This window comes from Leclercia sp. TB492 (genome assembly GCF_049974505.2).
In the GTDB taxonomy this organism is placed as follows: Bacteria; Pseudomonadota; Gammaproteobacteria; order Enterobacterales; family Enterobacteriaceae; genus Enterobacter; species Enterobacter adecarboxylatus_C.
Genome location: NZ_CM127572.1, coordinates 3,386,715 through 3,410,550, shown reverse-complemented (window position 1 = coordinate 3,410,550; position 23,836 = coordinate 3,386,715). Strand labels below are relative to the sequence as shown.

22 protein-coding genes are annotated in these 23,836 nt (G+C 57.0%); 10 read left to right on the top strand and 12 right to left on the bottom strand.

All coding sequences use genetic code 11. The features are described 5' to 3' along the window. The first annotated feature begins 49 nt into the window (after positions 1-49). A complete protein-coding gene (locus tag ACP4QI_RS16105) occupies positions 50-1,084 on the top strand; it encodes a Gfo/Idh/MocA family oxidoreductase (protein ID WP_426495831.1) in 1,035 nt (344 codons plus the stop codon). A gap of 52 nt (positions 1,085-1,136) precedes the next feature. After that, on the top strand, positions 1,137-1,358 hold the full coding sequence (locus ACP4QI_RS16100) for a zinc ribbon domain-containing protein (protein ID WP_142486689.1): 222 nt from the start codon (positions 1,137-1,139) through the stop codon (positions 1,356-1,358). On the opposite strand, the gene ACP4QI_RS16095 is transcribed toward ACP4QI_RS16100, so the two are convergent. Next, the gene (locus tag ACP4QI_RS16095; RefSeq protein WP_142486688.1) at positions 1,355-1,705 is read right to left on the bottom strand and encodes a protealysin inhibitor emfourin; all 351 of its coding nucleotides are present in this window, start codon (positions 1,703-1,705) and stop codon (positions 1,355-1,357) included. The two genes, ACP4QI_RS16100 and ACP4QI_RS16095, sit on opposite strands and share 4 nt — an antisense overlap. Continuing rightward, positions 1,706-2,725, bottom strand: coding sequence for a M4 family metallopeptidase (locus tag ACP4QI_RS16090; RefSeq protein ID WP_142486687.1), 1,020 nt, complete (start codon positions 2,723-2,725; stop codon positions 1,706-1,708). It lies immediately after the preceding gene. Positions 2,726-2,942: 217 nt separating this feature from the next. On the opposite strand from ACP4QI_RS16090, the gene ACP4QI_RS16085 reads away from it, so the two are divergent. Further along, positions 2,943-4,016, top strand: coding sequence for an MFS transporter (locus ACP4QI_RS16085; RefSeq protein WP_445730298.1), 1,074 nt, complete (start codon positions 2,943-2,945; stop codon positions 4,014-4,016). Here ACP4QI_RS16085 and xseA read toward each other — a convergent pair whose 3' ends face one another. Continuing rightward, positions 4,017-5,390, bottom strand: a complete 1,374-nt coding sequence (xseA, locus tag ACP4QI_RS16080) for an exodeoxyribonuclease VII large subunit (protein ID WP_142486685.1) — start codon at positions 5,388-5,390, stop codon at positions 4,017-4,019. 159 nt (positions 5,391-5,549) lie between these two features. On the opposite strand from xseA, the gene guaB reads away from it, so the two are divergent. Together guaB and guaA are read left to right on the top strand one after the other, a co-directional pair. Next, positions 5,550-7,016, top strand: a complete 1,467-nt coding sequence (gene guaB / locus ACP4QI_RS16075) for an IMP dehydrogenase (RefSeq protein WP_142486684.1) — start codon at positions 5,550-5,552, stop codon at positions 7,014-7,016. A 68-nt stretch (positions 7,017-7,084) separates the two neighbouring features. Next, on the top strand, positions 7,085-8,662 hold the full coding sequence (guaA, locus tag ACP4QI_RS16070) for a glutamine-hydrolyzing GMP synthase (protein ID WP_426495829.1): 1,578 nt from the start codon (positions 7,085-7,087) through the stop codon (positions 8,660-8,662). 61 nt (positions 8,663-8,723) lie between these two features. Here the strand turns inward: guaA and ACP4QI_RS16065 are convergent, their stop codons facing one another. Genes ACP4QI_RS16065 through ACP4QI_RS16055 form a run of 3 tightly spaced genes read right to left on the bottom strand, consistent with a single transcriptional unit; the run spans position 8,724 to position 10,231 of the window. Further along, positions 8,724-9,470: an alpha/beta fold hydrolase gene (locus ACP4QI_RS16065; RefSeq protein WP_426495828.1), complete on the bottom strand. Its 747-nt coding sequence runs from the start codon at positions 9,468-9,470 to the stop codon at positions 8,724-8,726. Between the two features lie 9 nt (positions 9,471-9,479). Next, positions 9,480-9,734 carry a YdgH/BhsA/McbA-like domain containing protein gene (locus ACP4QI_RS16060; protein ID WP_142486681.1) on the bottom strand — a complete coding sequence of 85 codons (255 nt, stop codon included), beginning with the start codon at positions 9,732-9,734 and terminating at the stop codon, positions 9,480-9,482. Between the two features lie 35 nt (positions 9,735-9,769). After that, positions 9,770-10,231: a DUF6130 family protein gene (locus ACP4QI_RS16055; protein ID WP_142486680.1), complete on the bottom strand. Its 462-nt coding sequence runs from the start codon at positions 10,229-10,231 to the stop codon at positions 9,770-9,772. Positions 10,232-10,257: 26 nt separating this feature from the next. Between ACP4QI_RS16055 and ACP4QI_RS16050 the strand changes: the two genes are divergently transcribed. Further along, positions 10,258-10,671, top strand: a complete 414-nt coding sequence (locus ACP4QI_RS16050) for an SDR family oxidoreductase (RefSeq protein ID WP_231311780.1) — start codon at positions 10,258-10,260, stop codon at positions 10,669-10,671. Here the strand turns inward: ACP4QI_RS16050 and ACP4QI_RS16045 are convergent. Further along, the gene (locus tag ACP4QI_RS16045) at positions 10,668-11,849 is read right to left on the bottom strand and encodes an MFS transporter (protein ID WP_156264337.1); all 1,182 of its coding nucleotides are present in this window, start codon (positions 11,847-11,849) and stop codon (positions 10,668-10,670) included. The two genes, ACP4QI_RS16050 and ACP4QI_RS16045, sit on opposite strands and share 4 nt — an antisense overlap. 98 nt (positions 11,850-11,947) lie before the next feature. Here ACP4QI_RS16045 and ACP4QI_RS16040 point away from each other — a divergent pair, with 98 nt between their 5' ends. After that, positions 11,948-12,832: a LysR family transcriptional regulator gene (locus tag ACP4QI_RS16040; protein ID WP_426495827.1), complete on the top strand. Its 885-nt coding sequence runs from the start codon at positions 11,948-11,950 to the stop codon at positions 12,830-12,832. A gap of 27 nt (positions 12,833-12,859) precedes the next feature. Here ACP4QI_RS16040 and ACP4QI_RS16035 read toward each other — a convergent pair whose 3' ends face one another. Continuing rightward, complete coding sequence (locus ACP4QI_RS16035) at positions 12,860-13,066, bottom strand: YfgG family protein (RefSeq protein WP_142486675.1); 207 nt, start codon at positions 13,064-13,066, stop codon at positions 12,860-12,862. Positions 13,067-13,412: 346 nt separating this feature from the next. Here ACP4QI_RS16035 and ACP4QI_RS16030 point away from each other — a divergent pair, with 346 nt between their 5' ends. Next, the gene (locus tag ACP4QI_RS16030; RefSeq protein WP_285129024.1) at positions 13,413-15,653 is read left to right on the top strand and encodes a sensor domain-containing phosphodiesterase; all 2,241 of its coding nucleotides are present in this window, start codon (positions 13,413-13,415) and stop codon (positions 15,651-15,653) included. Between the two features lie 8 nt (positions 15,654-15,661). Here the strand turns inward: ACP4QI_RS16030 and ppx are convergent, their stop codons facing one another. The 4 genes from ppx to purM form a co-directional block, all read right to left on the bottom strand. After that, positions 15,662-17,203 (bottom strand): exopolyphosphatase, encoded by a 1,542-nt coding sequence (ppx, locus tag ACP4QI_RS16025; protein ID WP_142486674.1) that lies wholly within the window; start codon positions 17,201-17,203, stop codon positions 15,662-15,664. A gap of 3 nt (positions 17,204-17,206) precedes the next feature. Continuing rightward, positions 17,207-19,267, bottom strand: coding sequence for a polyphosphate kinase 1 (gene ppk1, locus ACP4QI_RS16020; protein WP_142486673.1), 2,061 nt, complete (start codon positions 19,265-19,267; stop codon positions 17,207-17,209). A gap of 231 nt (positions 19,268-19,498) precedes the next feature. Next, positions 19,499-20,140 (bottom strand): phosphoribosylglycinamide formyltransferase, encoded by a 642-nt coding sequence (gene purN / locus ACP4QI_RS16015; protein WP_142486672.1) that lies wholly within the window; start codon positions 20,138-20,140, stop codon positions 19,499-19,501. Further along, a complete protein-coding gene (gene purM, locus ACP4QI_RS16010; RefSeq protein WP_106994629.1) occupies positions 20,137-21,174 on the bottom strand; it encodes a phosphoribosylformylglycinamidine cyclo-ligase in 1,038 nt (345 codons plus the stop codon). Before purM ends, purN begins: the two co-directional genes overlap by 4 nt. A gap of 279 nt (positions 21,175-21,453) precedes the next feature. On the opposite strand from purM, the gene ACP4QI_RS16005 reads away from it, so the two are divergent. Both ACP4QI_RS16005 and upp read left to right on the top strand, forming a co-directional pair. Beyond that, a complete protein-coding gene (locus ACP4QI_RS16005) occupies positions 21,454-22,884 on the top strand; it encodes a 6-phospho-beta-glucosidase (protein ID WP_426495826.1) in 1,431 nt (476 codons plus the stop codon). Between the two features lie 247 nt (positions 22,885-23,131). Further along, the gene (gene upp / locus ACP4QI_RS16000) at positions 23,132-23,758 is read left to right on the top strand and encodes a uracil phosphoribosyltransferase (protein ID WP_032613066.1); all 627 of its coding nucleotides are present in this window, start codon (positions 23,132-23,134) and stop codon (positions 23,756-23,758) included. Positions 23,759-23,836: the final 78 nt, after the last annotated feature.

Here is a 23,836-nt window from a genome sequence, read left to right as displayed (position 1 = left end):
TGGCCGGAGCGTGCGTTACGCTCCGGCCTTGCCAAAACAGAGGTGATATATGCAGATTGGGTTTGTTGGACTTGGCGCGGTGGTTGAAACCGCCTACTTACCCGCACTACAAAACACCTTCGGCGCTTCTCTCCGCTGTCTGGGCTTTGATATCCAGGCGACAAGAACACTGGATGGAATTACCCGCTGCTCAACGCTTGCCGATCTCCTCGCCCAACCCCTCGATACGCTGTTTATCACCACCGCATCGCTGCAGCACCTTGAGGTGCTTGAGCTGGCGCTGGCATCCTCCATCCCGCGCATTGTGGTTGAAAAGCCGATTGTCGCCACCCTTGCCCAAATCGCCAGGCTGAAAACGCTGCTGGCGAAACCGGAGGCGGCCGCCCGGGTGCTGGCGCTCGATCACTGGATGGCGCGTATTAACCTGGTGTCGCTGGGGTTGGTCGGGACCTTTTCGGATATCGTCCGCATTGAGGGCTTTTTACAGGAGCCGAGCGGGTTTAACGCGGCGGGGGAGCCCATCGCGCTCAACTTTGCCACCGGGAAACCCGATACCCGAACGCTGCGTCATCCTGACGGGGTGATCCTGGATATCGGCACGCACGTGCTGGCGATGATGCGCGAAACGGTGCGCTACCTGGGAGGCAATGGCGATATTGCCTTGCAGGTTGTAACGGCTAAAGACCGTCTGGGGCGCGATATCGCCAAAGGCGATCTGACCACGGCGGAAGGCGAGGCGCATCTTCAGGGGCAGATCGGCGGTGTGCCGGTGAATATCTGGCTCAACAAATATGCCGGGCCGTCCGGCGGGCAAAAAGGGCTGCGGCTGCATCTGCGGGACGGTCGCGTCATCAGCCACGACCGGCGTGGGGCAGAGGATGTGCTTGACCTGATCGATGGCGATAAAATTCAGTCCTGGCGTTTTGGCGGCACGATCTACGAACGCTGTCTGGCGGAGCATATTCTGGGGGAGCAAAGCCTGTTTACACGCGATCCGGACGAGGTGAGCCGCACGACGCAGCGCAGGCTGGAAGAGGTGGAGATCCTGCTGACGTTACAGCAACAGCTACGTGGCCCCCACTAAACGCATCGTGTTAAAATCAGGGCAGAACTGAATGTCCTTTGAAGGAGTCATCATGTCGATTACCTGCCCGGATTGCCATGCGGAGATTGAACCGCAAAACGGTGTGGCGCACTGCGAGAATTGCCACAAAGATATCGCCCTGGAAGCGCGCTGCCCGGAATGCCATCAGCCACTCCAGGTGTTAAAAGCCTGCGGTGCGGTGGACTATTTCTGCCAGAACGGCCACGGTCTGATCTCGAAAAAGCGCGTGGAGTTCGTCAGGACTGACGCTTAATCGCATACGCAACCCTCGCCTTTTTGCCAGAGCTCGACCAGCGACTCTGGCGCTTCCTGCTCGGGAACCAGTACAATGATGTCGGTGTATTGCGCCTGATTGTGCCGGGTCCAGATTATCTGGATGCGAAAATAGCGCTGGTCGCCGCCGCCGGGTGACGAGCGCTGGCCGGGCGGCTCTCCCCGCGGAATAGCCTGCTCCAGTATATTTACCACGCGCTGGCGCTGGGCGCTGTTAAGCGTCGAGAGCGCAATTCGCCGCAATCCGCTGAGATGGGGAATATAGGCCACGCCGCCTTCACGCGCCAGCTCGACCACCGCGTCATCCGTCAGTTCCGGAACCTGCATTTACAACACTCCCACCTGTTTCCAGGCTTGCTCAATGGCTGCGGCGACGTCACCACCCGATCGCTTTTCACCGTGCGCCACCGTCAGTTTCGCAAAGGCGTCAAAATCTGCATCTTGCGCCAGCTGTCGATCGCAAACTGTGTCATACCAGGCATAACCGGCTTTCTCCCAGGCATGGCCACCAATGGCCGTCGCGGCAAGATAAAACGCGCGATTAGGAATACCCGAATTAAGATGCACGCCGCCGTTATCTTCGCGCGTTTTGATAAAGTCTTTCATATGCCCGGGCTGCGGATCTTTGCCGAGCAGGGGATCGTCATAGGCGGTTCCGGGTTCTGACATCGATCGCAGCCCTTTGCCATTAATCCCCTTAGCCAGCAGCCCTTCACCAATCAGCCAGTCGGCTTTGTCGGCCGTCTGCTTCAGGTGATACTGTTTCACCAGCGAGCCGAAAACGTCAGATAAAGACTCGTTCAGCGCACCCGATTGTTCAAAGTAGATAAGCCCGGCTTCGGTTTCGGTCACCCCATGGCTAAGTTCATGTGCCACAACGTCAATGGCAATAGTGAAGCGGTTAAATATCTCGCCATCACCATCACCAAATACCATCTGCTGACCATTCCAGAAAGCGTTCTGATATTCCCGCCCATAATGAACGGTGCCCGTCAGTATCAGCCCTTTATTATCCAGCGAGTCGCGATGATAATTTTTCCAGAAAAAATCATGGGTGATACCTAAATAATCATAGGCTTCATCAACAGCAATATCCCTGTTTGACGCCTGTCCCTCATAACGCACCTGGGTGCCCGGCAGTTCCTGGGTCTGTTTTGCATCATAAATATCACGCTCCAGCTGCCCGGCTTTATTAACGTGCGGCGCAGCGGGTTTACCTGGCATATGTGCCATCAGCGTTTGTACATGCGTCAGCGTCTGGCGGGCGCAACGCTGCTGCGGCTCAGAGCCACTCTCAATAATACGACGAAGAATATAGGGCGGGATCACGCTAAAGGTTCGGGTCATGCGTCTCTCCTGTTATGGCAATGCCGAAAAAAGAAACACTTTGAGTGTAAATGATGAAGCCGGGAGCGGGGAGAAGTCAGAGTATTCGTACCGGTAAAAACTGGCACAACGCCTGCTCAGCGTTTAGGTTTTTACTGCGGGTAAAAAGAGGGGCGTAATGAACAGACCGATTGCACTGGGTATAACCGGGTTCTCATTAATCGCGGTGACTTACGGCATGGCGAGATTTTCTTGGGGGCTGATGTTGCCCGATATTCGTCAGGCCATCCCTTTCTCGCCCCAGGTTGCCGGGGGGATTGCAGCCTGTAGCTATGCGGCTTATTGCCTGTCAGTCCTCTTTGCCTCTTTCCTCACTTACCGTTTCGGCTCCCGCGTACCGGCTTTGCTGGCAGCCGTCACGGCAGCATGCGGGCTGTTTATTCTGGCATTCTCGTCGCTGCCGCTCACCCTTGCGACAGGATTATTTATTGCCGGATTAAGTTCGGGGCTGGCCTCACCCGCGCTTGCCGGAGCCGTAGATGACACCATTGCGCCAGATCGCCAGACCCTGGTGAATACCGTCATTAATGCCGGAACAAGCGCCGGGATCATCCTCTCGGTGCCGGTTCTGTTTTTTATGCCGGGCGGCTGGCGTGCGGCCTGTATCGTCTTTGCCCTCCTGGCACTGCTCTGCCTGCTGGCAGCGTGGCGTTATCTGCCGGGTCGGGCTACGCGCAAGCGTGAACAAACACCCTCCTGGCGCGATTTGCTTCGCAAGCCGGGTATGTGCCGTCTGTTAATGATTACTTTCGTGAGCGGCATTGCCAGCGCCGCCTGGTGGAGTTTTGGCCCGGAGTTGCTAACGAGCCATACCGGGCTTGATAGCGCCGTGACGCGGGTTCTGTGGCTGGTGAGCGGCGGGGCAGGGATCGTCGCCGTGTTTACCGGAAGCGCGGCAAAACGTATCGGGATGCGCGGCGTTTATCGAGTTTCGCAGATTTTCATGGCCGCCTCGCTGCTGGCTCTTGCGCTAATAGAAGGGTTTGCCTGGTGGCTGGTCCCGGTGGTGGCGATGAGCGGGGCGGGATACGTGATTTTGTCCGGCGTACTGCTGGTGCAGGGCGCGGTTATTACCCATCCGTCACCTGCTGTGGGTGTCAGTATGGCTTTTCTGATGCTGGCAGCCGGACAGGTTATCGGCTCCGTAGCGTTTGGCCTGTTACTGGGAATGGCAGGCGCAGCGGTAGCGCTGGTCATTTTTTCCGGGCTGTCCTGGGGGCTGCTTGCCGTCACGCCTGACGGCAAACCATGATCACGCTTTTTTGCGGGCGCGGGTTTTCTTCACTGGCGTCACGCCTTTCACTTCGCTTTCCACCCAGCCGTCTGACAACCGGGTGGTGAGCACATCCCCGGCTTTGACCTGTTTGGTCTGCTTCAGCACTTTGCCATCGTTCGCGGTGGTCACGCTGTAACCGCGAGCCAGCGTCGAGAGCGGACTGACGGCTTCCAGATGGGTGACCGCCTTACCGAAGCGCTCGCGGGTGCTGCTCAGTTGCGCGCGCAGGTTTTCCGCGAGGCGATACTCCAGCTGCTGAATACGCGTTTGCGCGCGCCAGATGCGCGGCTGCGGGTTGTGCTGGTTCAGGCGCTGAGTGGTGCGCTGCTGACGCTGCACCGCCCGTTTAAGCTGACTGTCCACCGCGAGGTTCATCCGCTGGCGCAGACGTTCCAGTACGGTTTGCTGACGGGCCAGACGCAGCTGCGGGTGCTGCTGCTGCAGGCGATGATGCAGCTGGGTAAAACGACGGGTGCGGTTGGCGAGGAAATAGTCCATCGCCATCTCGAGGCGCTGTTGGCCGTTTTGCATCTGGCGCAGCAGCTCGAGCTGGTTACGGCTCACCACTTCTGCCGCGGCAGACGGCGTCGGCGCCCGCAGGTCGGCGACAAAATCCGCAATGGTGACGTCGGTTTCGTGCCCGACGGCGCTAACCACCGGGATCTGGCTGGCAAAAATTGCCCGCGCCACGCGTTCGTCGTTAAAGCTCCAGAGATCTTCCAGCGAACCGCCTCCGCGCCCGACGATCAGCACATCACACTCCTGACGGGCGTTGGCAAGCTGAATGGCGCGGACAATCTGCCCGGGCGCATCGTCACCCTGCACTGCGGTCGGGTAGATAATGACCGGCAGGGAAGGGTCGCGGCGTTTCAGGACGTGCAGAATGTCATGCAGCGCGGCGCCGGTTTTCGAGGTAATCACCCCTACGCAGTGGGCAGGGGAGGGGAGTGGCTGTTTATATTGCTGATCGAACAGTCCTTCCGCCGAAAGCGTGGCTTTCAGCTGCTCATATTTCTGCTGGAGAAGCCCTTCACCCGCTGGCTGCATGCTCTCAACGATAATCTGATAATCACCGCGCGGCTCGTACAGGGTGATACTGGCGCGAACCAGCACCTGCTGCCCGTGCTGCGGCCGGAAGGTCACCCGACGGTTGCTGTTGCGGAACATCGCGCAGCGCACCTGAGCGGTATTGTCCTTCAGGGTGAAGTACCAGTGACCGGATGCCGGCTGGGTGAAATTGGAGATCTCTCCGCTAATCCACACCTGGCCAATTTCCTGCTCAAGCAGCAAACGGACCGTCTGATTCAGGCGGCTAACGGTATAAATTGAGGGGGATTGAGAGGATAACATGTGAGCGGGATCAAATTCTAAATCAGCAAGTTATTCAGTCGATAGTAACCTGATAAGAGGCAATCGCAAGCATTTTTTATAAAAAAGTGTAGATGCAATCGGTTACGCTCTGTATAATGCCACGGCAATATTTAACCACCCAGGTCAGAGATATTGCCCATGCTACGTATCGCTAAAGAAGCACTGACGTTTGACGACGTCCTCCTCGTTCCCGCTCATTCCACCGTTCTGCCGAATACTGCCGACCTCAGCACGCAGTTGACCAAAACCATTCGCCTGAACATTCCTATGCTCTCCGCGGCAATGGACACCGTGACTGAAGCGCGCCTGGCTATCGCCCTGGCTCAGGAAGGCGGCATTGGCTTTATTCATAAAAACATGTCTATCGAGCGTCAGGCGGAAGAAGTTCGCCGCGTGAAGAAACATGAATCTGGCATCGTTACCGATCCACAGAGCGTTCTGCCAACCACCACCCTGCACGAAGTGAAAGCGCTGACCGAGCGTAACGGCTTTGCAGGCTACCCGGTTGTGACCTCCGATAACGAACTGGTGGGTATCATAACCGGTCGTGACGTGCGTTTCGTCACCGACCTGAACCAGCCGGTCAGCGTCTACATGACCCCGAAAGAGCGTCTGGTTACCGTGCGTGAAGGCGAGTCCCGCGACGTGGTCTTCGCAAAAATGCACGAAAAACGCGTTGAAAAAGCGCTGGTTGTGGACGACAGCTTCCACCTGCTCGGCATGATCACCGTTAAAGACTTCCAGAAAGCAGAACGTAAACCGAACGCCTGTAAAGACGAGCATGGCCGTCTGCGCGTCGGCGCTGCGGTTGGCGCGGGCGCGGGCAACGAAGAGCGCGTTGATGCGCTGGTAGCTGCCGGCGTTGACGTGCTGCTGATTGACTCCTCTCACGGCCACTCCGAAGGCGTACTGCAGCGTATTCGCGAAACCCGTGCAAAATATCCTGATCTGCAAATTATTGGTGGCAACGTGGCCACCGGCGCAGGCGCTCGTGCCCTGGCTGAAGCGGGTTGCAGCGCGGTGAAAGTGGGCATTGGCCCAGGCTCCATCTGTACCACCCGTATCGTCACCGGCGTGGGTGTTCCGCAGATCACCGCGGTATCCGACGCGGTAGAAGCGCTGGAAGGTACCGGTATTCCGGTTATCGCTGACGGCGGTATCCGCTTCTCCGGCGACATCGCCAAAGCCATCGCGGCCGGTGCGGCAGCGGTAATGGTTGGCTCCATGCTGGCCGGTACCGAAGAGTCCCCGGGCGAAATCGAACTGTTCCAGGGCCGTTCTTATAAATCTTACCGCGGCATGGGTTCTCTGGGCGCGATGTCCAAAGGCTCCTCCGACCGTTACTTCCAGACCGATAACGCTGCCGACAAACTGGTGCCGGAAGGTATCGAAGGTCGCGTGGCCTATAAAGGCTACCTGAAAGAGATTATTCACCAGCAGATGGGCGGCCTGCGCTCCTGTATGGGTCTGACCGGCTGTGGTACCATTGACCTGCTGCGTACTAAAGCGGAATTCGTGCGTATCAGCGGTGCAGGTATCCAGGAAAGCCACGTTCACGACGTGACGATCACCAAAGAGTCTCCGAACTACCGTATGGGCTCCTGATTAATTTCCGCGCCCGGCTTTGAGCCGGGCGCTCTGTTTTTGTTTCACTTGCCTCGGAATTAGCGTCAATGACGGAAAACATTCATAAACATCGCATTCTCATCCTCGATTTCGGTTCTCAATACACTCAGCTGGTGGCGCGTCGCGTGCGTGAGCTGGGCGTTTACTGCGAACTGTGGGCGTGGGATGTTACGGAAGCTCAGATTCGCGAGTTCAACCCAAGCGGTATCATCCTTTCCGGTGGTCCGGAAAGCACCACCGAAGATAACAGCCCGCGTGCACCGCAGTACGTGTTCGAAGCCGGCGTGCCGGTGTTCGGCGTCTGCTACGGCATGCAGACCATGGCGATGCAGCTGGGTGGTCACGTTGAAGGTTCTAACGAGCGTGAATTCGGCTACGCGCAGGTTGAAGTGCAGACCGACAGCGCCCTGATCCGCGGTATCGAAGACTCCCTGACCGCCGACGGCAAAGCGCTGCTCGACGTCTGGATGAGCCATGGCGACAAAGTCACCGCTATCCCGTCCGACTTCGTGACCGTTGCCAGCACCGAGAGCTGCCCGTTCGCCATCATGGCTAACGAAGAAAAACGCTTCTACGGCGTGCAGTTCCACCCGGAAGTGACCCACACCCGTCAGGGCCTGCGCATGCTGGAGCGTTTTGTCATCGACATCTGCCAGTGTGAAGCCCTGTGGACGCCAGCAAAAATCATCGACGATGCGGTTGAGCGTATTCGCCAGCAGGTCGGTGATGACAAAGTGATCCTCGGCCTGTCCGGCGGCGTGGACTCCTCCGTGACCGCAATGCTGCTGCACCGTGCCATCGGCAAAAACCTCACCTGTGTCTTCGTGGACAACGGTCTGCTGCGTCTGAACGAAGCCCAGCAGGTTATGGACATGTTCGGTGACCACTTCGGTCTGAACATTGTTCACGTGGAAGGCGAGAAGCGCTTCCTGGAGGCGCTGGAAGGCGAAAACGATCCAGAAGCAAAACGTAAAATCATCGGCCGCGTCTTCGTAGAAGTTTTCGATGAAGAAGCGCTGAAGCTGGAAGACGTTAAGTGGCTGGCGCAGGGCACCATCTACCCTGACGTGATCGAGTCCGCGGCTTCTGCCACCGGTAAAGCACACGTCATCAAATCTCACCACAACGTGGGCGGCCTGCCGAAAGAGATGAAGATGGGTCTCGTTGAACCGCTGCGTGAGCTGTTCAAAGACGAAGTGCGTAAGATCGGTCTGGAGCTGGGTCTGCCGTACGATATGCTCTACCGTCACCCGTTCCCGGGTCCGGGTCTGGGCGTACGCGTGCTGGGCGAAGTGAAGAAAGAGTACTGCGACCTGCTGCGTCGTGCCGATGCGATCTTCATCGAAGAGCTGCACAAAGCGGATCTGTACAACAAAGTGAGCCAGGCGTTCACCGTGTTCCTGCCGGTTCGCTCTGTCGGCGTAATGGGCGATGGCCGCAAGTACGACTGGGTTGTCTCCCTGCGTGCGGTGGAAACCATCGACTTTATGACTGCCCACTGGGCACACCTGCCGTATGACTTCCTGGGCCGCGTGTCTAACCGCATCATCAACGAAGTTAACGGTATTTCTCGCGTGGTGTATGACATCAGCGGTAAGCCACCAGCGACGATCGAGTGGGAATAATCCCCGCCCGTTAATCGTTCTCTATTCAAGCCCGCATCCTGCGGGCTTTTTATTGCCTGTTTCACTTCACCGCTTGCTCAATCACCCGGGCAATCTCCTCCGGCTGGCTCACCATCGACACATGGCTTGCCGCTACCTCTGTTGACTTGGCACCAATCTTCTTCGCCATCGCACGCTCAAGATCCGGGTTGATCATCCGGTCATTCTTGCTGACCACATACCAGCTCGGCTTATCGTGCCAGGCCGCATGGGTCACCTTTTGCGCAAAGGCGTCGGCGCGGATCGGGCCCTGAGTGACGGTCAGCGTGCTTTGCTCACCTGCCTTAATATCCGGTGCAAAATCCTCGCGTACCGATTTGGATGGCAAATAGAGAAAACCGTCTGCGGTTTTAGCAATGCCTGCGCTACCCGGTGGGGCAGGGTAGCTCCCCGCCAGATCCCCTGTCGACTGGCCCGAGTCCGGGGCAAACGCCGCCACGTAAACCAGCGATTTTACCCGCGCATCGTTGCCCGCTTCGCTAATCACCGTCCCGCCCCAGGAGTGGCCCACCAGCACCACATCCCCGTGAGCCCGGGCGATGGCGCGCTGAGTCACGGCGACATCCTCTTTTAACGAGGTGAGCGGCAGCTGAACGGCAATAACCTCGGTATGCTGGCGTTGCAGTTTGTCGATCACCCGTTTCCAGCTGCTGCCGTCGGCAAAAGCGCCGTGCACCAGTACCACGGTTTTACTGTTCGCCAGCGCCGTGCCGCTGGCGGCGGCCAGCAGCAGGCCCGCCGCTAAGGTATTGATAGACAGTTTTTTCATGATTACGCCTCAACGATAAATATCCGCAGTGCCTGACAGGGTGTTATTTCCCCCAGCGGAGGTAATGCGAAACGCGCTGGCTCCCGCTTCGGCGGCTTTGGCCTGCAGTTTCGCCTCCAGATCCGCGAGCGACCTTGTGCCGCTGCTGTCGGAAACGGTGCCAATTTTTTGCAGCCCCTGAGGCTGGTTAACTTCCTGGGCGGCGAAAGCGGAAGAGGCCATTGCAGCAGTAAAGGTCAGTACAGCAATCAGTAATGTTCTCATGGTTTAAATCCTTAAAAATAAGTGAGTGGCTGCGTTCAGTGCGTAACCGCGGCATGCGGCGGCACGGTGAATTCGATGGTTTTACGGTCAACAGGTTTATGGGTTGGGTCGGCGAGAATAAGAGTCACTTTGTGAGGGCCTGCGGGCAGCCCCACCAGAATGACCGGCTCGCCGCTGGCATCGGCCCAGTGCCAGGGATTGTCATCCACGATGACGTGGATATGGCCGATGCGCGGCGTTACTTTGAGCGCCTCGGGCCCGAATACGGGTTCAATGCGCATGTTCTCGGTGCGGTATTGAATAAAGACTGCGCCTTTACTCAGCGGGCCCGCCAGCGGCGGATCCACAATCAGCCTGGCCGGGGGCTGAGGCTGATCGAGCGGTGCAACGGCGGCCGGGCCGTTAACATCTGCGGCACTGAGCCCGCTTAACGGTGCGGCCCAGGTGCAGCCAGATGTCAGCGCGAACAGAGTGAGCAGTAAATGTCGACGCATCATTCGGGTATCTCCTCTTCAGGTCATCAATGGCGACAGATACAGAAAACCATTTTTATGTATCGGGTCTGTTTGCTGCGGGTGGCTTTTTTGTATGGCTGCGTAAGCAGGGCGGCGTGGATACAGTGCGATACATTCCACGCATGCGCGGGGCTGTTTCTGCTGGCAGTGTGTATGCCATGAGTAAAGCGGCAGTCGCCTCGATGGTGCAAAACCTCGCGCTGGACCTGGCGCCACGCCGCATCACCATTAACAACATTCAGCCAGGACCCATCGCCACCGATATGACTGCCGGCATGGCGGAGCAGATCGTCGGTAGCATTCCGCTGCAGCGGATGGGCGAGCCGGACGAGATCGCCTCGCTGGCGGCATGGCTTGCTGGTGAATCGTCTGGCTATATGACGGGTTCAAGCCTGACCATTGACGGCGGATTCGTACTTTAGTCGCTAAGGGCAGGGATGCCCTGACTGTGATGCGAAGCCTGACCCTTCACGATAGCCACCGCCAGCCCGGCAATCACCAGCGTCAGCCCCCACGACAGCCCCATCGCGCCGAACGTCCCAAACGCCCGGTTTAACCATGCATAGGCCAGCGGGGAGGCCGCCGCCATCAGCTGGGCCGGGATCAGCAGTACCCCCGTGCGCCTGGCGTACTCTTCAGGGGCAAACAGCTGCAAGGGCAGGGTGGCTTTCACGATGGTCACCAGCCCGTTTATCGCCCCGTAGCCCAGCACAAAACCGGCGGCAGACCAGAGGAAGAGCGAACTGCTCAGCCCGAGCATAAAGCACACCGGCATGGCAAGGGCGGTGAGCAGCGTCAGGCGCAGCGGGGTGAGTCTCGCCCCGGCAACTACCTCCAGGAACCGCGCCCCGGTCTGCCCAATCCCCCATAGCATGCCGATGGTAACCGGCAGGCCGACGCTGGCGATAAATTCCGGCAGGTGCGTGGAGGTGCCGTTAGAGACAAAGGTGATCAGCGCAATAAAGGCGGCATATAGCCAGCCGTTGCGGCGATCCTGTCCACCGGCAGGCGGGTTGGGTTGTTTTACTGGCGGGAGGGTTTGATTGGGTAATGACAGGGTTAACGCGGCGCTCAGCAAGCCGAACAGAGCATAAACCAGCAGCGCGCTCCGCCAGGTCATAATCGTCAGCAACGCCTCTCCCAGCGGCCAGAACACCACCGAGGCCAGCCCGCCCGCCAGCGTCACGCGGGAGATGGTTCCCCGCGCCTGCTGGCCGTAAAGATTGACCAGCGCCGCGAACAGCGCGTCGTACAGCGACAGGCGCATGCCGATGCCGGTCACCATCCATGCGGCATACCAGACGACAAGCGATTGGGCATAAGCCATTACCACGCAGCTGGCGGAAATCAGCAGCGATCCGAGCATCACCACCCGTTGCCCACCCGCCCGCGCCAGCAGCTTAGCGACAAACGGCGAGAGGGCGGCCATCACCAGCATGGCCAGCGTCAGGCCCGAATAGATCGCCGGTGAAGACCAGCCGCTGTCCGCCGTGATTGCCCGGGCGAACGTGCCCGGCATATAAAAGGAGATCCCCCAGTTGATAAGCTGGTTACAGCCGGTAGTCAGGGGGAGCGCGCGGGGCATGGCCAGGTTTTTCATTATCATTCATTCCTTCAGACAGTTATCCTGAGCATATCCCGCGCATCAGGATGCTGGCAGGCCGGTGCGTTTATGGCTTCTATAAGAGAAACTTTGTGATGACGACGCTGAATCTGGGACAGCTGGCAACCTTTCGACTGGTCGTGCAGCGGGGCAGTTTTTCTGCGGCAGCGGACGTGCTTGGGCTTTCACAGCCCGCAGTAAGTTTGCAGATCCGCCAGCTGGAGCAGTTTCTTCAGGCGCGATTAATCGAGCGTACCGGAAGGGGCGTCAAAGCCACGCCGGCCGGGCTGGCGTTGTTGATCCACGGCGAGCGGATAGAGCAGGCGGTAGACGAGACGATCCGGGCGGTGGCCGCGTTCAGCCATGAGGTGAGCGGAACGATCACTGTCGGGATGGGGGCTACGGCCTGTATCCATCTTTTGCCGCCGCTGTTGCAGCAGCTACGTCAGGATCACCCCCTGCTGCGGGTCGGCGTCACCACCGGCAATACCCTGGAAATTGTTCGCGCCATAGAAGAGAACCGTCTCGACCTGGGACTGGTGACCTTACCCGCTGCGGGCTCGGCGCTGGCGATCGCGCCGGTGCTGGATGAAGAGTTTGTGTTTATTGCCGCAGAGGATCGGCAGGGGCTGTTTACCACGCTGACCGCCACTGCGCTACAGGCCCACCCCTTTATCGCCTTTGGTGCCGGGAGCAGCACCAGGGCGGTGATCGACGCCTGGTTCCAGGCCAGCGGTGTGGACGTTGAGCCGGTAATGCAGTCGGGAAGTATCGAAGCCATCAAACGTATGGTTCGCGTCGGGCTGGGGTACAGCATTATTCCCCGCATGGCGGTGGATTGTACGGAAGACAGGCAGGGGTTATGCGTGCGATCGCTTACGCCGGTTTTACAGCGTCAGCTGGCCATCGTTATGCGTCAGGATAAAGTGCTGAGTAAAGGCATCAGCGAAATTATTCGATTATTACAAACGGCGAAATAATTAAACTAGCCCATAAAAACAACAGGATTAATTAATTGTTGTGGAGGAACGTTCGACGTATTCGCCAGAGAGGCTGGATTGTTGCGCCTGCTTTTTTTCCTGGTGGTGATACCAGGCACCAATGGAGGAGTAAACGAAGCGGCCCACAAAAAAGAATAAGCTGATAAGGAGTATGATACGCGTCATCCGAGTGTTAAACCGATGTCGTTTTCGCATACGTGTAGCCTGACTCACTGTCGTTTTCCTGAAAATACCCTGCGGGCGATGTGCCATTAAGGCATACGGGGCAACAGGGGTCAATTATTCGGAATGTAAAATTCTGTCAACGATTAAGCCGACAGATGTTATATATAATAATTAGTTTATTTACGCCATTGATAATTAGCACAAAAGTAGGGTTAAAAAATGTGAATATTCTTTTCTGGAATTAATCTGTTTGATTTAAGTCAAATCTCGCTCGCCATGGCTTACTAAAATCTTTGCTCCTTTCGTGCAAACGTTATTTCGTCTGCACGGCAACGTCGTCAGGTTGGATGCCTGTCAGAACTGCCCCTGGATGAGCGGGTTAACCATGGCATCTATGACTATTTTCTCGTTATACAAAAAATATAAAGACCGCTGGTGGGCGCTGCCGTTGATTTTGCCGGTCGTTCTGCTGCCCGTCGCGCGCCTTGCCACTACCTACACCCAGGTTCAGGGGAATATGGTGGTGCTCTATTACATGCCGCTGGCTTTTTTATTATCGCTGATGCTCTTTTACGGCATGGCGGCGGTGCCGGGCATTGTGCTTGCGCTCTTTGTTCGCTACTACCCTTCGGTGGGCGGTTACGAGACCGCCGTGGCGATTGGCCATTTTTTGATCCCGATAACCCTCAGCTGGGGCGGATATCGGGTTTTTGCCCCTCGCCGCAATAAAGTCTCCTATGGTGACGCACGGTTAATGGCGCAACGGATGTTCTGGCAGATGTTCTGTCCAGCCACGATTTTCCTGCTGCTGTTCCAGTTTGCCATCTATCTTGGCGTCTATAAGACACGCTTTGACCTGGCGGGTATCAGCATCCCCGGGATCCGCTCGCTGATTAACTATCAGGGATTACTGGTCGGGTGCCTGACGGGCGTGCCGTTCTGCTACCTGATCATCCGTACCCTCCGCCATCCCCGCTATTTACGAAGCCTGCTGTCGCAGATTCGGTGCCAGATCGACCGTAAAGTGACGGCGTCGGAGGTGGCTATCTGGCTGGTAGCAACCAGCGCATTGCTGGCTTTGCTTCTGTGGCCCATCACCGAAAACAGCACCATCTTCAGCACTAACTACACGCTGTCGCTGTTGATGCCGGTGATGCTGTGGGGATCGATGCGCTTCGGCTATAAGCTGATGTCCCTGATCTGGACGCCGGTGCTGATTGTCTCAATTCACTTTTTTGACAGCTACATCCCCCGGGCGCAGGGCTATGACATTCAGCTCACCATCACCTCCTCCAGCTATCTGGTCTTTACCTTCGTGGTGGTTTACATGTCGATGCTGGCGACGCGTCAGCGGGCGATCAATATTCGCGCCAGACGACTGGCATTTCTCGATCCGGTGGTGCATATCCCCAACCTGCGGGCGCTCAACCGCGCCCTGGGGAAAAAACCCTGGTCGGTGCTCTGTTTCCTGCGTATCCCGGAGCTGGAAGTGCTGGGGCGTAACTACGGCGTCTTGCTGCGTATCCAGTACAAACAGAAACTGGCCGCGTGGATTAACGGCTATTTGCAGCCGGATGAGTGTGTGTATCAGCTGTCCGGGCACGATCTGGTGCTGCGTCTGAATACCGAGTCGCATCAGTCCCGGATTGACGAGCTGGATTTGCATATCAAGCGCTTTCGCTTCCTCTGGGACGGTATGCCGCTCCAGCCGCAGGTGGGGGTCAGCTATTGCTATGTGCGCTCACCGGTAGTGCATCTTTATCTGCTGCTGGGCGAGCTGAGTACCATCGCCGATCTCTCCCTGGCGACCAATCACCCGGAAAACCTGCAGCAGCGGGGCGCCATCAATCTGCAACGCGGCCTGAAAGACAAAGTCGCGATGATGAACCGCCTGCAGCGTGCGCTTGAAAAAGATGAATTTACTCTGCTGGCGCAGCCCGTGCAGGGGATCCGTGGCGATGACTATCACGAGGTACTGCTCCGGCTGCAAAACGATGGCGCCGAGCTGATTTCGCCCGATGAATTTCTGCCCGTCGCGCAGGAGTTTGGCCTCTCCTCACGTATTGATCTGCTGGTGCTGGAGAAGACGCTGCAGTTTATGGCCGACAACCGGGAGAGTCTGCCGGGACAGCGGTTTGCTATCAACCTGTCGCCCTCATCCGTTTGCCGTGCGCAGCTGCCGCTTGAGGTGAGCCACATGCTGCAAACCTATGCTATTGAGAGCTGGCAGCTGATATTCGAGATCACCGAGAGCAGCAGTTTTGGCAACGCCGGGCTGGCCATGCAGACCATGAACCATTTGCAGGAGATGGGATGCCGGGTCGCCATTGATGATTTTGGCACTGGCTATGCCAGTTACGCCCGTTTAAAAAGCGTGGATGCCGACATCCTTAAGATCGACGGCAGCTTTATTCGTAATATCGTCAGTAACAGCCTGGATTATCAGATAGTGGCCTCGATTTGCCATCTGGCGCGGATGAAGAAAATGCTGGTGGTGGCGGAATATGTCGAGAGCGAAGAGATTCGTTGCGCCGCAGAGGCGCTGGGGATTGATTATTTCCAGGGTTATTTAATCGGTAAACCCGTACCGCTGGACGCTTTACTGCCTCTTCAGGCGCTCACGAAGAGCGCCTGAAGAGGAGATTACGCGGCAACGTTTGGAGAGTGCTCTTCCTCAATTTTCAGGCACCAGCCAGTGACGGCACTCCAGTACTGCTGCTCTCTTTCCAGATCCAGCAGCACCAGCGCGTTCTGGCTAAACCAGTCGTGCGGGAAGCTCAGCGTCCAGTGGTTATCGTCCGTGGTGAGCGTCAGCGTTGGCGGCGTGGTTGTCGCCTGACGCTGGTTGTTAAGCAGCACCCCCAGACGTAACAGCTGGATCAGCGGCAGGAACTGTTTTTTCTTGAACAGCGTAAAGCGCGGCAACTCGTCCAGCTTAACGGCTTTGCGATGATAGCGCACCAGCGAGGCCATCATGGTCTGCTGCTCCTGATTAAAGCCTGGCAGATCGCTGTTTTGCAGAATGTAGGCCGAATGGCGGTGCATCCCGCTGTGATTGATGTTCAGCCCGACTTCGTGCAGCATCGCCGCCCACTTCAGCAGGGCCGCCAGCTGCGGATGCGCCAGTTTGGGGTTCTGGGTTTCCCACTGCTCATACATATGGGTAGTGGTTTCCAGGACCCGCTTCGCCTGCTCGCGGTCGATGTTGTACTGATTCGCCAGGCTCTGCGCGGTACGGCTGCGAATATCCTGGTGACGGAATCGGCCTTCCATCTCATACAGCACGCCTTCGCGCAGCGCACCGTCAGACAGGCGCAGCTCGCGAATGGCCAGCGCATCGAACACGCCGCACAGGATCGCCAGACCCGGAACAAACACCGCTTTGCGCTCTTCGGACAGGCCAGGCAGGCTCAGAGCTTCAAAGCTCTTATGCTTGATCACCTCTTCCATCAGCATCGACAGACGCTCCGGGGTGATAAAGCCATCTTTTTCACCCATCTCCACCAGCACTTCATGTGCGGCTTTAATCGTACCCGAGGCGCCAAGCGCCACGTTCCAGCCCTGCAGTCGGTACTGCCAGGCGAGCGACTCCAGCTTCTGCACCGCGGCCATGCGCGCACGCTGGAAGTTTTCCCGGCTGATTGTTCCGCCCGGGAAGTAGATCTGGGCGAAACTGACGCAGCCCATCCGGCGGCTTTCGACCAGATGCGGCTCAAAGTTTTCGCCAATCACCAGTTCGGTAGAGCCACCGCCGATATCGATCACCAGCTTGCGGCCTTTTTCCGGCTGAGTATGTTCCACACCCATGAAGATCAGACGGGCTTCTTCATTCCCCGAAATGATCTCGATAGGGTAGGGGATCACCTGCTCCGCACGTTTTAAAAAGTCCGTGGCGTTCGCCGCCTGGCGAAGGGTGTGGGTTCCGACAATGCAGACGCTCGACGGGGTGAAGCCCTGCAGGCGTTCGGCAAACAGCGACAGGCAGTTCAGCCCGCGCTCCATCGCCTCTTCGCTGAGCATGTTGTCGGCGCCCAGGCCGTCAGCCAGGTGGACGCGCTGTTTCAGTCGACCGATGATCTGCATTGCGCCATCAACCTCACGGGCAATGACCATGTGGAAGCTGTTAGAACCAAGGTCGACCGCAGCAAACTCCTGCGGTCGTGGGGTCTTATCGTTTATCGGCATAGGTTAATCGGGTTGCTCGAGTGATTTGATATAGTCGTAAATCGCCAGCTGTGACCGCACCTTACGGCGATTGCCGCGCGGCACATAGCGGTTACTCAGTTCTTTATCGATATAGCGTGCTTTTACGGTATCGTTTAACAGTAAATCAATAATATCAAGTACTTGTTGCTTAAGCCGCGGATCGAGCAGCGGCGTCGCTACTTCGATGCGATAGTCGATGTTGCGTGTCATCCAGTCGGCGGAAGAGAGGTAGACCTGTTTATCGCCACCGTTCTCAAAAATATAGGTGCGATCGTGCTCGAGGTAACGGTCAACGATGCTGATGACGCGAATATTTTCGCTGATACCCTCCAGTTCGGGGATCAGGGAGCACATGCCGCGGATCAGCAGATTGACCGGAACGCCTGAGCCGGAGGCGGCATACAGGCGATCCACCAGCCCTTTATCGACCAGGTTGTTGAGCTTCAGCGTAATGCCGGAAGGCAGGCCTTTCTGCGCATTAGCGATCTCACGGTCGATCATGTCATACAGCAGGCGACGGGAGTTCTGCGGCGACACCAGCAGATAGTCGAAGCTGACCGGACGGTACGGGTTCTCAATGAAGTTGAATACCCGGCGCACCTCGTTGGTGATGCGCGCATCGGCGGTGAGCAGCGAGTAGTCGGTGTAAATTCGCGCGGTCTTCTCGTTGAAGTTGCCGGTGCCGATATGGGCATAACGCACCACGTCATCACCCTCTTTACGGGAGATGAGGAACAGCTTGGCGTGGATCTTCAGCCCCGGGGCCGAGAAGATCACGTGTACGCCCGCCTCGGTCAGACGGCGGGCCCAGTGGATGTTCGCCTCTTCGTCGAAACGCGCCTGCAGCTCTACCACCACGGTCACTTTCTTGCCGTTATGGGCGGCATGGATCATCGCATCAATGATGCGGGAGTCTTTCGCCACGCGGTAGATGTTGATTTTGATCGCCAGCACGTTAGGGTCGAACGACGCCTGACGCATCAGCTCCAGCACGTGCTCAAAGGTGTGGTACGGATAGTAGAGCAGGACGTCGCGCTCGCGGATTGCGTCGAAGCCGTTGCGGAACTTATCGAACCAGATATGGCGCAGACGCGGCAGCGGCTTGTTCACCAGGTTGGCCTTGCCGACGTTCGGGAAGCCGATAAAGTCTTTGAAGTTGTGATAGCGACCGCCCGGCACGATGGAGTCGTAGCGGGAGATGGTCAGCTTTTCACGCAGCATCTCGACCATCGCGTCCGGCATATCGCGCTGATAGACAAAGCGCACCGGCTCGGCGGTCAGACGCTGCTTAAGGCTGGAGGACATCAGCTCCATCAGGCTGGCCTCCATCTCGTGCACCAGGTCGTACTCGGCGTCACGGGTCATCTTCATCGAATAGGCGTTCAGGGCATCATAATCGAAGAAGCCCTTGAAGATGTCGTCCAGGCAGTAGCGCAGGATGTTATCCAGCAGGATCATCGGCTTGCGACGGCGCGGCGTTTCCGGCGGCAGGTTGACGAAGCGCGGCACCTTGTCGGACGGGATCTCCAGCAGCGCATAGCGAATGCTGTCGCCGCGGATAATCTCCACCGCCAGATAGGTGTAGTCGTCCTTCAGGAACTGCACCAGATCGGTTTCACGGTTAATCAGAATAGGGGTGATGTGCTGGCGCAGATACTGTTTGAAATAGTGGCGCAGCCAGCTCTGCTGGTTGACCGAGAGCTGTCGCTCGTTGATCAGGAAGATTTGGTTGCGCGCCATCTCCAGCAGCAGTTCGTTATACAGGCTGTCAAATTCCTGATCGGCTTTCAAGACCCGGGACTGGATCTTGCCCAGCAGATGACGCGAATTCGAGTTTAAACCCTGCTCTTCGCTAATGATGATTCGACGCTTCAGTTCAGCAAAGCGAACTTTATAGAACTCGTCCAGGTTATTGGAGTAAATCCCCAGAAAACGCATGCGCTCAATCAGCGGGTTACTTTTATCCGCCGCTTCCTGAAGCACGCGCTCGTTGAATGCTAACCAGCTTAGCTCTTTCTCGATGTATAACTTTTCCTGACCCATTACTACTCACACTCCAGTTCAATCACAGGACGTGGTAAATCCGTCTCGCCTTTATTATGGCGAGCATTTCCACTATATGTCCAACTGTGTCAGAAAAGTATGACAGTTAAATTTATTCTTGAGGGATAATAGAGGGTTGAAGCGATGGTGCAACGGCTGTCGGGTGGCGCTATCGCTTACCCGACCTACGTACCGTAGGCCCGTGCAAGCGTAGCGCCGCCGGGCAAAAAACTACTCTTCCGCCGCATGTCCTTGCGGAGGTAACGGCGCGCCGTCCAGCCAGGCGGCGCCGTCGCGCATTTCCAGACGGCCATCAACAAACCAGCTCACCACCAGCGGGTAGATGGCATGCTCCTGGGCCTGAACCCGGGCGGTGACGTCATCTTCGCTGTCGCCTGCAAACACCGGCACTTTCGCCTGCAGGATCACCGGGCCGCCGTCCAGTTCGTCGGTGACGAAATGGACCGAGGTGCCGTGCTCCTCGTCGCCGTTATCCAGCACCTGACGGTGGGTATTCAGGCCGGGATATTTTGGCAGCAGGGAAGGGTGGATGTTCAGCAGACGTCCGGCATAGTGCGCCACAAACGCCGGGCTGAGGATCCGCATATAGCCCGCCAGCACCACCACATCCGGGGCGTAGGCGTCGATCTCCTGCACCAGCTCGCGGTCAAAGGCCTCGCGGCTGGCAAACTGGGAGGCGCTGAGCGCATGGGCGGCAATGCCCGCCTCGCGGGCACGCTCAAGGCCGAAAGCATCGGCCTTGTTACTGAATACTGCGCGGAGGGTGCCGTTGATTTTCTTCTGTTTGCAGGCATCGATGATAGCCTGCAAATTACTTCCGTTACCGGAAATGAGCACCACTATGTTTTTCATTCAATGACCACACGCTGTTCGGAATCAGAAGCTTTGATGATACCGATTTTCCACGCGTTTTCACCTTTCGCCTGCAGCAGCGCCAGGGCATTGTCCACTTCGCTGGCCGGCAGGGCGATCAGCATCCCTACGCCGCAGTTGAAGGTGCGATACATTTCGTGATCGCTGACGTTACCGGCATCCTGCAGCCAGTTGAACACCGCCGGCCACTGCCAGGATGACTCGTCGATCACGGCCTGGGTGTTGTCCGGCAGCACGCGCGGAATGTTTTCCCAGAAACCGCCGCCGGTCAGGTGGGCGATAGCGTGAACGTCCACGTTCTCGATCAGTTCCAGAATGGATTTCACATAGATGCGGGTCGGTTCGAGCAGATGATCGGCCAGCGGTTTGCCTTCCAGCTCGGTTGTCAGCGGGTCACAGCCGCTCACTTCGACAATTTTACGCACCAGTGAATAACCGTTGGAGTGCGGACCGCTGGAACCCAGTGCAATCAGCACGTCGCCGTCGGTCACTTTGCTGCCGTCAATGATCTCTGATTTTTCGACAACGCCCACGCAGAAGCCGGCGACGTCGTAATCTTCGCCGTGATACATCCCCGGCATTTCAGCGGTTTCACCGCCGACCAGCGCACAGCCAGACTGCAGGCAGCCTTCCGCGATACCGCTGATCACGCTGGCTGCGGTGTCGACGTCCAGCTTGCCGGTCGCGTAGTAGTCGAGGAAGAACAGCGGCTCAGCGCCCTGAACCACCAGGTCGTTAACGCACATGGCGACCAGGTCAACACCGATGGTGTCGTGGCGTTTCAGATCCATTGCCAGACGCAGCTTGGTGCCCACGCCGTCAGTGCCCGAGACCAGAACCGGTTCACGGTATTTTTGCGGCAGCGCGCACAGGGCGCCGAATCCTCCCAGCCCACCCATGACTTCCGGGCGGCGGGTTTTTTTAACTACCCCTTTGATACGGTCAACCAGCGCATTACCTGCGTCAATATCCACACCGGCATCTTTGTAGCTGAGAGAAGTTTTGTTGGTCACGGCTCAAGTCCCCACGCGATTGCATTGCGATAGTAAGAAAAATCGGCGCAATTCTAACAGTCCAGGCAAACGTTTGCGAGCCCATTCTGCAACAGAAAAAAGCGCCTCTGAAAATCCAGAGAAAATCGCACTCTGGCGCACAAACTTGAACCCGTTCACGAAAATGAAACCGGGTACATTCTTATTCTTGCAACCCCTTCGCTGAATGCACATCATTTTACTGAAACCGGTTTCTGTACTCTTTTTTGCCGATAATTAACGCTGAATGAGGGATATCGCATGTCAGGATTCAAAGAGGGTTTTCTGTGGGGCGGCGCGGTGGCGGCGCATCAACTTGAAGGCGGCTGGCAGGAGGGCGGGAAGGGCCCGAGCGTCGCAGACGTAATGACCGCAGGCGCGCACGGCGTTCCGCGCGAAATCACCGATGGCGTGCTGCCGGGCAAAAATTACCCCAACCATGAAGCCATCGATTTCTATCACCGGTACAAAGAAGATATCCAGCTGTTCGCGGAAACGGGCTTTAAATGCTTCCGTACCTCGATAGCCTGGACGCGGATTTTCCCCAAAGGCGACGAACAGCAGCCCAACGAAGCGGGCCTGCAGTTTTACGACGATCTGTTTGACGAGTGCCTGAAGCACGGCATCGAGCCGGTTATTACCCTCTCGCATTTCGAAATGCCTTATCACCTGGTGAGCGAATACGGCGGCTGGCGTAACCGCAAACTGATCGACTTCTTTGTGCGCTTTGCCAGCGTGGTGTTTAAGCGTTATCAGCACAAAGTGAAGTACTGGATGACCTTCAACGAGATCAACAACCAGGCCAACTTCCACGAAGATTTCGCCCCGTTCACCAACTCCGGCCTGAAATATCAGCCGGGCGAAGATCGCGAGCCGGTGATGTTCCAGGCGGCGCACTACGAGCTGGTAGCCAGTGCTCTGGCGGTAAAAGCCGGGCGTGATATTAATCCGTCCCTGCGAATCGGCTGCATGATTGCCATGTGCCCGATCTACCCGCTGACCTGCGCCCCGGACGACATGATGATGGCGATGAACGCCATGCATCGCCGCTACTGGTTCACCGACGTACACGTCCGCGGCGCCTATCCGCAGCACCTGCTGAACTACTTTGCCCGTCGCGGTTTTGATCTTGATATCACCGAAGAGGATAAAGCGGCGCTGAAACAGGGCTGTGTGGATTACATCGGCTTCAGCTACTACATGTCGTTTGCCACCAAAGCGACGGCGGATAATCCGCAGCTGGATTACGACGAAAGCAAAAGCCTGGTCTCCAACCCCTACGTGCAGAAATCGGACTGGGGCTGGCAGATTGACCCCGTTGGGCTGCGCTACTCCCTGAACTGGTTCTGGGATCACTATCAGCTGCCGCTGTTTATTGTTGAGAACGGTTTTGGCGCCATCGACGTGCAGGAGAGCGACGGCACGGTGAACGACCAGTACCGCATCGACTATCTCAGCGCCCATATCCGTGAGATGAAGAAAGCGGTGGTGGAAGACGGCGTGGATCTGATGGGCTACACCCCATGGGGTTGTATCGATCTGGTCTCTGCCGGCACCGGCGAAATGAAAAAACGCTATGGCTTTATCTATGTTGATAAAGATAACGAAGGCAACGGTACGCTGAATCGCAGCAAGAAAAAGTCGTTCACCTGGTATCAGAAGGTGATCGCCAGTAACGGCGAGTCGCTTTAATTTCTTATTGCCGGGTGGCGGCTTCGCCTTACCCGGCCTACAAAATCGTAGGCCCGTGCAAGCGCAGCGCCGCCGGGCACAAAATCCGCCGCTCCCCCTCCAGATTTATTTGTCTGTTTTATAATCTGTAACGGTCTGTTATTCACTTTGGTTGATCCCGGTCAAGCAAGATGGGTATGGCGCTGTCCGAAAAAAGCGGTATAATCCGGCGATTTTTTTTGTGGCTGCCACCCGAAGGAGAAAGAGAATGAAGATTGTGGAAGTGAAACACCCACTCGTTAAACACAAGCTGGGCCTGATGCGTGAGCATGACATCAGCACTAAGCGCTTTCGTGAACTTGCCTCTGAAGTTGGCAGCTTACTGACCTATGAAGCAACCTCCGATCTGGAAACTGAAACTGTCACCATCGAAGGCTGGAACGGCCCGGTACAGGTTGAGCAGATCAAAGGTAAAAAAATTACCGTTGTGCCAATCCTGCGTGCGGGTCTGGGCATGATGGAAGGCGTGCTGGAGCACGTTCCGAGCGCGCGTATCAGCGTGGTCGGTATCTACCGTAACGAAGAAACTCTGGAGCCAGTACCGTACTTCCAGAAGCTGGTGTCCAACATCGACGAGCGTATGGCGCTGGTCGTTGACCCGATGCTGGCGACCGGTGGTTCGATGATCGCCACTATCGACCTGCTGAAAAATGCCGGCTGCAGCAGCATCAAGGTGCTGGTACTGGTTGCCGCGCCTGAAGGCATCGCCGCGCTGGAAAAAGCGCACCCGGACGTTGAGCTGTACACCGCCTCTGTCGATCAGGGGCTGAACGAGCACGGGTATATCATCCCGGGCCTCGGCGATGCCGGCGATAAGATTTTTGGTACTAAGTAATCGCATAACGATAAAGAAGCCGACTTTGATAGTCGGCTTTTTTTTGAATAAAACACACACAACCAATAATACTCAGAG

What these genes read in the sequence shown, in the direction of transcription:
- ACP4QI_RS16105 (WP_426495831.1), top strand. Translation starts at nt 50, where the DNA reads ATGCAGATTGGGTTTGTTGGACTTGGCGCGGTGGTTGAAACCGCCTAC.
- ACP4QI_RS16100 (WP_142486689.1), top strand. Translation starts at nt 1,137, where the DNA reads ATGTCGATTACCTGCCCGGATTGCCATGCGGAGATTGAACCGCAAAAC.
- ACP4QI_RS16095 (WP_142486688.1), bottom strand. Translation starts at nt 1,705, where the DNA reads ATGCAGGTTCCGGAACTGACGGATGACGCGGTGGTCGAGCTGGCGCGT.
- ACP4QI_RS16090 (WP_142486687.1), bottom strand. Translation starts at nt 2,725, where the DNA reads ATGACCCGAACCTTTAGCGTGATCCCGCCCTATATTCTTCGTCGTATT.
- ACP4QI_RS16085 (WP_445730298.1), top strand. Translation starts at nt 2,943, where the DNA reads ATGGCGAGATTTTCTTGGGGGCTGATGTTGCCCGATATTCGTCAGGCC.
- xseA (WP_142486685.1), bottom strand. Translation starts at nt 5,390, where the DNA reads ATGTTATCCTCTCAATCCCCCTCAATTTATACCGTTAGCCGCCTGAAT.
- guaB (WP_142486684.1), top strand. Translation starts at nt 5,550, where the DNA reads ATGCTACGTATCGCTAAAGAAGCACTGACGTTTGACGACGTCCTCCTC.
- guaA (WP_426495829.1), top strand. Translation starts at nt 7,085, where the DNA reads ATGACGGAAAACATTCATAAACATCGCATTCTCATCCTCGATTTCGGT.
- ACP4QI_RS16065 (WP_426495828.1), bottom strand. Translation starts at nt 9,470, where the DNA reads ATGAAAAAACTGTCTATCAATACCTTAGCGGCGGGCCTGCTGCTGGCC.
- ACP4QI_RS16060 (WP_142486681.1), bottom strand. Translation starts at nt 9,734, where the DNA reads ATGAGAACATTACTGATTGCTGTACTGACCTTTACTGCTGCAATGGCC.
- ACP4QI_RS16055 (WP_142486680.1), bottom strand. Translation starts at nt 10,231, where the DNA reads ATGATGCGTCGACATTTACTGCTCACTCTGTTCGCGCTGACATCTGGC.
- ACP4QI_RS16050 (WP_231311780.1), top strand. Translation starts at nt 10,258, where the DNA reads ATGGCGACAGATACAGAAAACCATTTTTATGTATCGGGTCTGTTTGCT.
- ACP4QI_RS16045 (WP_156264337.1), bottom strand. Translation starts at nt 11,849, where the DNA reads ATGAAAAACCTGGCCATGCCCCGCGCGCTCCCCCTGACTACCGGCTGT.
- ACP4QI_RS16040 (WP_426495827.1), top strand. Translation starts at nt 11,948, where the DNA reads ATGACGACGCTGAATCTGGGACAGCTGGCAACCTTTCGACTGGTCGTG.
- ACP4QI_RS16030 (WP_285129024.1), top strand. Translation starts at nt 13,413, where the DNA reads ATGACTATTTTCTCGTTATACAAAAAATATAAAGACCGCTGGTGGGCG.
- ppx (WP_142486674.1), bottom strand. Translation starts at nt 17,203, where the DNA reads ATGCCGATAAACGATAAGACCCCACGACCGCAGGAGTTTGCTGCGGTC.
- ppk1 (WP_142486673.1), bottom strand. Translation starts at nt 19,267, where the DNA reads ATGGGTCAGGAAAAGTTATACATCGAGAAAGAGCTAAGCTGGTTAGCA.
- purN (WP_142486672.1), bottom strand. Translation starts at nt 20,140, where the DNA reads ATGAAAAACATAGTGGTGCTCATTTCCGGTAACGGAAGTAATTTGCAG.
- ACP4QI_RS16005 (WP_426495826.1), top strand. Translation starts at nt 21,454, where the DNA reads ATGTCAGGATTCAAAGAGGGTTTTCTGTGGGGCGGCGCGGTGGCGGCG.
- upp (WP_032613066.1), top strand. Translation starts at nt 23,132, where the DNA reads ATGAAGATTGTGGAAGTGAAACACCCACTCGTTAAACACAAGCTGGGC.